Source organism: Nostoc paludosum FACHB-159 (assembly GCF_014698835.1).
GTDB classification, from domain to species: Bacteria; Cyanobacteriota; Cyanobacteriia; order Cyanobacteriales; family Nostocaceae; genus Nostoc; species Nostoc paludosum.
The window spans coordinates 340,090-348,810 of the sequence record NZ_JACJTU010000003.1 but is presented as its reverse complement, the minus strand read 5'-3'; the positions used below and the strand labels follow the sequence as shown (position 1 = coordinate 348,810).

Genomic DNA, 8,721 nt, shown 5'->3' with positions numbered 1-8,721 from the left:
TTCAGCAACTAAAACGCCCAAGTATTTTTATGTGCTTGGTTTGAGTTGAATTGTCGCTGGGTAGGGCTGCACCTTACCCCCTTTTTGTGCCAGTTGCGTAAGTCCTGGCCATATAGAGAATTTTTCTTGGCGCGAGGGATGGCCTGCTAATTTCAAGATTTTGCTGGGCGAATCACTTTTTTTGCAAGATGGAAAGGAACATCGTAAAAATCGCCGTTTGATGATGCCAGCTTTGCACGGCCCAGCATTGGCGAATTATGTTGCCACTATGGAAGATATCACACGTAGTTATCTGCAAAAGTGGGAAAAGCAGCAGGAGCTTACCTGGTTTGCGGAGTTTAAACAACTGACGTTTGATATTGCTAGTCAATTATTGTTGGGTACACCTCCTGGCACCGAAGGTATGCACCTGAGTAATTTGTTTACAACCCTATCAAATGGATTATTTGCTATTAATCCATTGCCTTTACCATTTACTAAATTTAGTAAAGCATTAGCAGCTCGTAATCAAATTTTAGAGCATGTAACTAAGGTCGTCAGAGAACGCCAGCAAAATCCAACCAAAGATGCTCTGAGTTTGTTAGTGCAAGCGCAAGATGAAGATGGTAACACTCTGAGCGAACAAGAACTCATTGCCCAAGCGGTACTACTACTTTTTGCTGGACATGACACCACAACTACAATGTTGACTTGGTTGTGTTTAGAATTAGCCCGTCATCCAGAGGTACTGCAACGTGCTAGGGAAGAACAACTAAAATTTGCTGATGTTAATTCTTTAACTTTAGAACAACTGGGGCAAATGCCTTATTTAGACCAAGTTTTATGGGAAGTTGAAAGGCTACGTCCGTCAGTTGGTGCTGGATTTCGTGGTGTTGTGAAAGAATTTGAATTTAAAGGCTTTTATGTTCCTGCTGGTTGGCAACTATATTATTCCATTGCACTGACTCATCGCCTGCCAGAAATTTACTCTCAGCCAGAGCGTTTTGACCCAGACCGCTTCAGCCCCCAGCGTCAAGAACACAAACAGTATCCTTTTAGTTTGGTTGGTTTTGGCGGTGGCCCGCGTGTTTGTATTGGTATAGCCTTTGCCAAAATGGAAATGAAGATTATCGCTGCCCATCTTCTACGGAGCTATGATTGGGAAATCTTACCCAATCAAAGTTTAGATACAATGGGAATTCCTAATCGCCCTAAAGATGGGTTACGAGTTCGATTTAAACGTCGGTGATATCATGTCTGCTTAAGGGGACAAGGGGAAAATATGCCTATTACGCATATTAGTTGTTAGGCATTGCTGAATCTAGGGATGATTTTTACCTCACGCAAAGGCGCAAAGGCGCAAAGAATCTACCTTTAGCCTTCGTCAAAAATCTTAATTCATCCCGCATTTATGCAACGCCAGTTGTTATATTATGTTTGCCTAATTACTTGTAATTCAAAATTCTCCGCGTCCCCGTGTCTTTGCGTCAGATCTAATTATCAGTGTTCAACCGAACCTGATATTAAGCAAAGGCGAGAGGATAATGATAAGTGATTAGCAGGACTTGATAGGAAATGTTTTATGGTACTTCCTATAGAGATAAATTTGCCTCAACAAGTTTTACAGCGCTTACAAACAGCGAAAGATATCGTTAACCAAAACGTTAACTCTTTGACTAACTCAGTACAAGAAGTTGGCGAGTCTTTAAAAGCACAAGCGACTACAAGGACTAATACAGCAATTGATACAGTTACGACAAGTTTAGAACAAACTTGGCAAACGGCTGAACACTTGAAAAGTACTACATCAGGGGCGATTGAGACAGCAATTAATTCTTCTTTTAATGATTGGCTGATACAACACCCTGTAATTTTTCGGTTAATTCAAATAGTCAGTTGGGGAGCTAACCATCCGATTATTAGTGTTGTAATTCTAATTTTTGTGCTGGCTCTACTTTGGAGTATTATCAAAGCAATTGTCAGCGTCATTGAAACAGCTAGTTGGTCAATACTCCAATTTCCAATAAAGTTGCTTCAGGCTTTAGTTAAAGTTAGCTTTTTTTCTTTAACTAAAGTTGGTAGTTTTGCTATCCAACGAATGAAAACTATCAAAGAAACCGATATGCCAGTTTTATTAGCTGAGAATTTACCAAAAAATAAGCAGCTAAGATTGGCAGAAATTTCTAGCCGTTTAGAGGAAATTCAAAAGGAACAACATGAGCTTTTACAAGAAGCAGCACATTTGATTGCTTCTGATAAAATTGAGATAAAAATATCAGAAATTAAACCGCTAGAAAACGTTGAATCACATCTTGGCTGAGTTCGTCGGTGGAACCGGAGGCGACAATACTGCCTTTTTGCATGGCGTAATAGTAGTCGGCTTGACGGACAAAGTGTAAATGTTGCTCTACTAATAACACGGAAATGCCTGTGGTTTGGACGATGCGACGGACTGCGGCTTCAATTTCTATGATGATGGAGGGTTGAATACCTTCGGTGGGTTCGTCTAAGACGAGTAGTTGAGGTTCTCCCATTAGAGCACGAGCGATCGCCAATTGTTGCTGCTGCCCTCCACTTAAATCACCACCCATGCGCGAAAGCATAGTTTTTAGGACTGGAAATAAGCTAAAAATTTCTTCGGGGATTTCTACTTTTTTGACTGGTTTGCGTCTGGCTTCTAAACCCAGCAGTAAATTTTCTTGGACTGTTAAGCGAGGAATAATTTCTCGTCCTTGGGGGACATAACCGATTCCTAATTTTGCTCTTTGGTCTGGAGATTTAGAGTTGATTAATTGTTCGGCTAAGTTAATTGTACCGCTGCGGGGTTTGAGTAAACCCATGATGCTTTTGAGGAGGGTGGTTTTTCCTACGCCGTTGCGTCCGATGAGGCAGACCATTTGTCCGGATGGTACGGTTAAATCTACATTGCGGAGAATGTGGCTTTCGCCGTAGTAAACGTTAAGGTTAGAGATTTTTAGCATTAGTTCACGCAGAGGCGCAGAGAGGAAAAATTGAGTAATAGGGTGCGTTGAAAGTTTCAAATTCCCCACGGGAGATACTGAACTTGACCTTTTAGCTCTCCCTGTTTACTACACTCTACAACCAAAATAATATCTTCAATCACTTGTATGATTGGGGCATCTGGGCTGACTTCGATAACTCCTGGCATTGTTTACCTTAATCTAAGCGTTACGATGGAATATTCTTTTAACAACCGTATTATCAAAGCTTTTATCAGATAATAATTTTAACATGCTTCCGATGCTGTTTTGCGGGCGAGCAGGCGATCGCCTCGGTAAGGAAAATAGAAGCAAGCGACTATTGGCAAGTCCCGTTGGTTCTGTGCAAAATCGGCTAAACTTGCATTGAGACTCATCATGGAGCAACTGTGATGCTACAAATTAAACATAGATTTCAAAGCTTTGAAGAATACCTATCTTATGATGATGGCTCAGATAAACTCTATGAGTTGTTTAATGGAGAGTTAATCGAGATGCCTCCAGAATCAGGAATTAATGTTGAGATTGCCACATTTTTATTAATTCAATTTGCATCTGTGTTAGGTTATAAAAGAGTGCGAGGACATGGTTTAGAACTGGAAGTCAGAGGAGAACCCAGAAACCGTTATCCTGACCTGACAATTATTAGGGAAGAGCATATTCAGCAGTTAGCAAAACGTAATACTATTCGCTTAGAGATGCTACCTCCTTTACTGGTGATTGAAGTAGTTAGCCCAGGAGAATTACAACGAGATAGAGATTTTATCGCCAAGCGATCGCAGTATCAAGATTGTGGTATTCCTGAATATTGGATTATTGACCCTGAAACTCAAACTATATTAATCTTAGAACTTATTGAGAAAAGTTATACTGAGATAGGTAACTTTGCTGGTAATGATTTAGTTGTATCTCCACAATTTAGTCAGCTAAATCTCAAAGTATCACAAATATTTGATGCAGTAAATCAAGCTGAAAGATAAATTGCGATCGCAATTTTGAGTAAGATTTAATTGACATGGCGATCGCTTTACAAGCAGTGTCTAACTGATAACTTTTAAAGAGTTTTTTTACTATAAATCTTGTTGTTGTCCTAAATATACTTCAATTACACGCGAGTCATTTTGTACTTGTTCAAAATTGCCTTCACACAGCACCGAACCTTGATGTAATACTGTTACTTTCCGAGCAATTTGACGCACGAATTCCATATCGTGTTCAATAACTAAGATTGAATGACTTTGCGCTAAGGCTAAAAGTAGTTCGCCAACGTTGTAGGTTTCTTCATCTGTTAAACCAGCAACCGGTTCATCAACGAGTAATAAATCAGGAGACTGGGCTACTAACATCCCAATTTCTAAACGTTGCTTTTCTCCATGAGAAAGTAAAGCTGCTGGAATGTCTGCTTTAGAAGTTAAACCGATGGTTTCTAACAAACCTTTAATATTGTTTTTTTCAGTAGCGCCAGAACTACCAAATAAAGTAGAAAAGACATTTTTATTGCGGTTGCTGGTAATTTCTAAATTTTCACTGGGTGTTAAATTCAGGTAAACTCTGGGTGTTTGAAATTTGCGCCCAATTCCCAACCGCGCTATTTGATGTTCAGAGAAAGAACCCAGGTTTCTACCTTTAAATAGAACTCGACCAACTGTTGGTTTGACTTTCCCGGTAATTACATCTAAAAATGTTGTCTTTCCTGCACCATTGGGGCCAATTACTACTCGTAATTCTCCTACATCCATGCTAAAGTTTAGCTTATTTATCGCTTTAAATCCATCAAAGCTAACAGTTACATTTTCAGTTTCCAATATTTTGGCGTTCATGTTGCACTTCGGGGTCTTCTTCTAAAGCAGGATATGTAGCAATTTCTTGACGGCGTTTGAAAAGAGAAAAATTCTGACTACGCAACCATCCTACTATGCCGTCAGGAAGTACTGTCACGACTATCAAAAATAGTGCGCCTTGGAAAAATAGCCAGATTTCAGCAAATTGTTCGCTTAAAAAAGTCCGGGCATAATTGACTAATAAAGTGCCAACAATTGCACCAATTAAAGTTGCGCGTCCTCCTACAGCTACCCAAATTACCATTTCAATGGAAAAAGCAATATCCATCGCTCTGGGTGAAACAGAACCACTTTGAATGGTGTAAAATGCTCCTGCGATGCCTGCGATCGCCCCTGAAACTCCGAACACCAAAACCTTAAAATCAGTAGGGTCATACCCAGAAAATCTTACCCGACTTTCATCATCCCGAATCGCTATTAACAATCTGCCAAAACGTCCGCTTGTCAACCAGCGACAAATACCGTAGGTAGCTGCGAGAAACACCACCGTTAACGTATAAAAAACAAATTGTGTTTTAGTATCGCTGACCGTTGCCCCAAATAAAGTTGTAAAATCTATCAGCCCATTTGTACCATTAAATAACTTTTGTTGCCCATTAAAAAAGTTGAAAAATACAATCGTCCCTGCTTGAGTCAAAATAGAAAAATAAACTCCCTTGAGACGATTTCTAAATACTAAATATCCCAATAATCCTGCCAATAACCCCGGAATTAATACCACAGCCGCTATTGTCAATGGGAAAGAATAAAAAGGTTGCCAAAAAGCGGGAAGTTCCGTAACTCCATAAAGCCCCATGAAATCGGGTAACTCACCAGTTGGAACTTGCAGTTTCAGGTACATAGCGATGGCATATCCACCCAAACCAAAGAAAATACCATGTCCCAAACTCAGTAAACCAGTATACCCCCAAATCAGATCGATACCCAAAGCGGCGATCGCCAGCGCCAAGAACCTCCCCAACAAATTCAGGCGAAACTCTGACAGCACCACTGGCATAATAATTATTAGGGAAAGTGCGATCGTCACCACCACCCCCACCTCAATCAATAATCCTCCCCTCTTCCTCATTCTCTGCGCCTCCGCGTCTCTGCGTGAAATTTAAACATCAACAGTACGTCCCTTCTGCGGAAAAATCCCCCCAGGCTTCCACTGCAAAAACACAATAATCAGCGCAAACACCATCACCTTCGCCATACTCGTCGTCGCGAAAAAATTAAAGAAATCCGCCAAAGGCTTAACAGAACTCAACAACAAAGCCAAAGTCCCAGAACCGATTAAAAAATTAGCCGTACCAATTGCCAAAGCTGCGACAATACTACCTGCTAAATTCCCCACACCTCCAACCACAACAACCATAAAAGTATCAATAATATAGTTTTGTCCCGTATTCGGCCCCACAGAACCAAGCAAACTAATGGCGCATCCAGCCACACCAGCTAAACCCGAACCGAGTGCAAAAGTAACCGCATCAACTTTTTGAGTCGGGATACCCAAACACGCACTCATACTGCGATTTTGCGTCACAGACCTAATTCTTAAACCCCAACTAGAACGTTGTAAAAATAAATAAATACCTACTACACAAATTATTGTTAAAGCAATAATAAATAACCTTGCAAAAGGTAATTGCACGCCACCCAAAGACATACCTGATTGTAACCAAGTAGGTGCAGTTACATCGACATTTTGAGCGCCGAACCAAGGTTGAGTAACTGCTAGCTGATAAGTTTGGCTTAATAAATTGCCTGTGATGATTGTTATCCCTACCGATAGCAATAACAAAACTGCCACAGCCCAACTACGAACTCTTTCTAAATTTGTGCGAGAATTTAAAATCCATAAACCGCCGAAAAATAGCAGAGAAAATATAGCTATGCCAATTATTAAAACCCAATTCACACTGCGAACAAATTGCTGAAAAATTAAACTGACTCCCCAAGTTGCCAATAAAGTTTCGAGGGGGCGTCCATAGAGATAACGAATCACACCTTTTTCTAAAATTAATCCCACAAAGGCTGTGAAAATAAAAGCAATAATCAAAGCCAAAAATATATAGCTTTCAAACCACACACCGCCCAATTGTTTACAGCCATTCTGTACAACAAACGTTGTATAAGCACCAAACATCATTAATTCGCCATGTGCCATATTAATGACACCCATCAATCCAAATATAATGGCTAACCCCAACGCTGCAATTAATAATACAGCGCCAATACTAATACCATTAAAGATAGCTTCTAAAAAACCTGCTAACACTTGTTTGTTTCTCCCTCCATATAACTAATTCGTAATTAGATTTAGGGTATGTTACAGCATAAGTAGCTAAACATAGCGACAATAAATATTTTTCCCCTAACGCAGTAAGCTAAATGGTGCGTTCGCTTCGCAATAACGCACCGTACAAAATAAAGATTGACTAATTCCTAATTTCTAATTAATTACGAATTATTTAGGCTTTCTTGTATTTACCACCCTTATTTGGGTCATTCCAATCACAAGCAAATCCCTTAGTTTCTTTCACAAATTGATTCCAAGGAACTGGTTCAACTGGTGCAGGTGTAGCATAGACAATATCAAATAAACCATCTTGTCTGACTTCGCCAATTCGCACAATTTTAGAAATATGGTGATTGGCATCCATTGTCACTTTACCTTCTGGTGCGTCTAGAGTTTGACCGTATGCCGCAGCACGCACTTTTTCCAAATCAGTAGTCGCAGCTTTTTCTACTGCTTGTTTCCACAAATAAACTGCCACATATGCTGCTTCCATTGGGTCATTTGTGACTCGATTTTCACCGTATTCTTTTTTGAAAGCGGCAACAAACTTTTTGTTAGCAGGTGTGTCTACTGTTTGGAAGTAATTCCAAGCAGCATAATGACCTTTAAGATACTCTACACCAATTGCTTTGACTTCTTCTTCGGCAATACTTACAGACATGGAGGGATATTTGTCTGGTGTTAATCCAGCGCCTTTGAGTTGTTTGAAGAAAGCAACGTTGCTATCACCATTGAGAGTGTTATAAATAACGCCACCGTTAGGTAAATTTTGTTTAATTTTAGTAATAATTGGTGTAACTTCTGTGTTCCCCAATGGTAAGTAATCTTCGCCAACTGTTTTACCGCCTAAAGCTTCTAGTTGGGCTTTAATAATTGTGTTGGCTGTCCGAGGGAAAACGTAGTCAGAACCAACTAAAAAGAATTCTTTACCTTTATTTTTTAACAGCCAATCAACAGATGGTTCGATTTGTTGATTTGGTGCAGCGCCAGTATAAAAAATGTTTTTAGAACACTCTTGACCTTCATATTGTACGGGATACCAGAGCATATGATTTTTGCTCTCGAATACTGGCTTGACATTCTTACGGCTAGCAGAAGTCCAACAACCAAAAACTACAGCGACTTTATCTTGATCGATTAGTTTGGTTGCTTTTTCTCTAAATGTATCCCAGTTAGAAGCACCATCTTCAGTAATTGCTTCAATTTGTTTACCTAACACACCACCGCTAGCGTTAATTTCTTTGATTGCTAATTTTTCAGCGTCAACAACGCTTTTTTCACTGATAGCCATCGTACCACTCAAGGAGTGCAATATACCGACTTTGATGGTGTCGCCAGTAGCAGCAGCAACAGGAGAAGCGGCGGGAGGAGCAGTTTCTGTAGCAACTGGGGTATTATTGGCACAAGCTTTCAGAAAAATACTGCTTGTCAAACTTGCAGATCCGTAGATTAAAAACTTGCGTCGGTTAAATTCTCTTGTCATATTTTGATAAATTTTCCTGTTGATGAATTAGCCAACTCATAGAAAGCTGACAATATTAATGATTAAATTGTGATATTAGTGCGATAGTTTACTAGTAAAAAGTTACTTGTTATACAAAACCTTTGTTTTCGTAATAAA

The 8,721-nt window shown here is 39.7% G+C and carries 10 protein-coding genes; 3 read left to right on the top strand and 7 right to left on the bottom strand.

Translation table 11 applies throughout. The features are described 5' to 3' along the window. Nucleotides 1-112: 112 nt before the first annotated feature. Together H6H03_RS05230 and H6H03_RS05225 are read left to right on the top strand one after the other, a co-directional pair. A complete protein-coding gene (locus tag H6H03_RS05230) occupies nt 113-1,228 on the top strand; it encodes a cytochrome P450 (protein WP_190954093.1) in 1,116 nt (371 codons plus the stop codon). A 333-nt stretch (nt 1,229-1,561) separates the two neighbouring features. After that, entirely contained in the window at nt 1,562-2,299 is a 738-nt protein-coding gene (locus tag H6H03_RS05225) for a hypothetical protein (protein WP_190954071.1), read from the top strand. Here the strand turns inward: H6H03_RS05225 and urtE are convergent. From urtE to H6H03_RS41145, 3 genes are all read right to left on the bottom strand, one after another. Then, on the bottom strand, nt 2,262-2,960 hold the full coding sequence (gene urtE / locus H6H03_RS05220; RefSeq protein ID WP_190954070.1) for an urea ABC transporter ATP-binding subunit UrtE: 699 nt from the start codon (nt 2,958-2,960) through the stop codon (nt 2,262-2,264). The two genes, H6H03_RS05225 and urtE, sit on opposite strands and share 38 nt — an antisense overlap. A gap of 56 nt (nt 2,961-3,016) precedes the next feature. Then, nucleotides 3,017-3,148, bottom strand: a complete 132-nt coding sequence (locus tag H6H03_RS41150) for a hypothetical protein (protein WP_277926131.1) — start codon at nt 3,146-3,148, stop codon at nt 3,017-3,019. A 78-nt stretch (nt 3,149-3,226) separates the two neighbouring features. Continuing rightward, nucleotides 3,227-3,358 (bottom strand): hypothetical protein, encoded by a 132-nt coding sequence (locus tag H6H03_RS41145; protein ID WP_277926130.1) that lies wholly within the window; start codon nt 3,356-3,358, stop codon nt 3,227-3,229. Between the two features lie 12 nt (nt 3,359-3,370). On the opposite strand from H6H03_RS41145, the gene H6H03_RS05210 reads away from it, so the two are divergent. Continuing rightward, nucleotides 3,371-3,958: a Uma2 family endonuclease gene (locus tag H6H03_RS05210; protein WP_190954069.1), complete on the top strand. Its 588-nt coding sequence runs from the start codon at nt 3,371-3,373 to the stop codon at nt 3,956-3,958. A 90-nt stretch (nt 3,959-4,048) separates the two neighbouring features. Here the strand turns inward: H6H03_RS05210 and urtD are convergent, their stop codons facing one another. The 4 genes from urtD to urtA all read right to left on the bottom strand — a co-directional run bounded on the left by urtD (nt 4,049) and on the right by urtA (nt 8,583). Then, complete coding sequence (urtD, locus tag H6H03_RS05205) at nt 4,049-4,798, bottom strand: urea ABC transporter ATP-binding protein UrtD (protein ID WP_190954068.1); 750 nt, start codon at nt 4,796-4,798, stop codon at nt 4,049-4,051. Continuing rightward, entirely contained in the window at nt 4,773-5,888 is a 1,116-nt protein-coding gene (urtC, locus tag H6H03_RS05200; protein ID WP_190954067.1) for an urea ABC transporter permease subunit UrtC, read from the bottom strand. Before urtC ends, urtD begins: the two co-directional genes overlap by 26 nt. A 30-nt stretch (nt 5,889-5,918) precedes the next feature. Beyond that, on the bottom strand, nt 5,919-7,079 hold the full coding sequence (locus tag H6H03_RS05195) for an ABC transporter permease subunit (protein WP_190954066.1): 1,161 nt from the start codon (nt 7,077-7,079) through the stop codon (nt 5,919-5,921). Nucleotides 7,080-7,272: 193 nt separating this feature from the next. After that, nucleotides 7,273-8,583 (bottom strand): urea ABC transporter substrate-binding protein, encoded by a 1,311-nt coding sequence (gene urtA, locus H6H03_RS05190; RefSeq protein WP_190954065.1) that lies wholly within the window; start codon nt 8,581-8,583, stop codon nt 7,273-7,275. Nucleotides 8,584-8,721: the final 138 nt, after the last annotated feature.

Excerpts from the sequence above, each read along its gene's own strand:
- H6H03_RS05225 (WP_190954071.1), top strand. The coding sequence starts at position 1,562 with ATGGTACTTCCTATAGAGATAAATTTGCCTCAACAAGTTTTACAGCGC.
- urtE (WP_190954070.1), bottom strand. The coding sequence starts at position 2,960 with ATGCTAAAAATCTCTAACCTTAACGTTTACTACGGCGAAAGCCACATT.
- H6H03_RS41150 (WP_277926131.1), bottom strand. The coding sequence starts at position 3,148 with ATGCCAGGAGTTATCGAAGTCAGCCCAGATGCCCCAATCATACAAGTG.
- H6H03_RS41145 (WP_277926130.1), bottom strand. The coding sequence starts at position 3,358 with ATGATGAGTCTCAATGCAAGTTTAGCCGATTTTGCACAGAACCAACGG.
- H6H03_RS05210 (WP_190954069.1), top strand. The coding sequence starts at position 3,371 with ATGCTACAAATTAAACATAGATTTCAAAGCTTTGAAGAATACCTATCT.
- urtD (WP_190954068.1), bottom strand. The coding sequence starts at position 4,798 with ATGAACGCCAAAATATTGGAAACTGAAAATGTAACTGTTAGCTTTGAT.
- urtC (WP_190954067.1), bottom strand. The coding sequence starts at position 5,888 with ATGAGGAAGAGGGGAGGATTATTGATTGAGGTGGGGGTGGTGGTGACG.
- urtA (WP_190954065.1), bottom strand. The coding sequence starts at position 8,583 with ATGACAAGAGAATTTAACCGACGCAAGTTTTTAATCTACGGATCTGCA.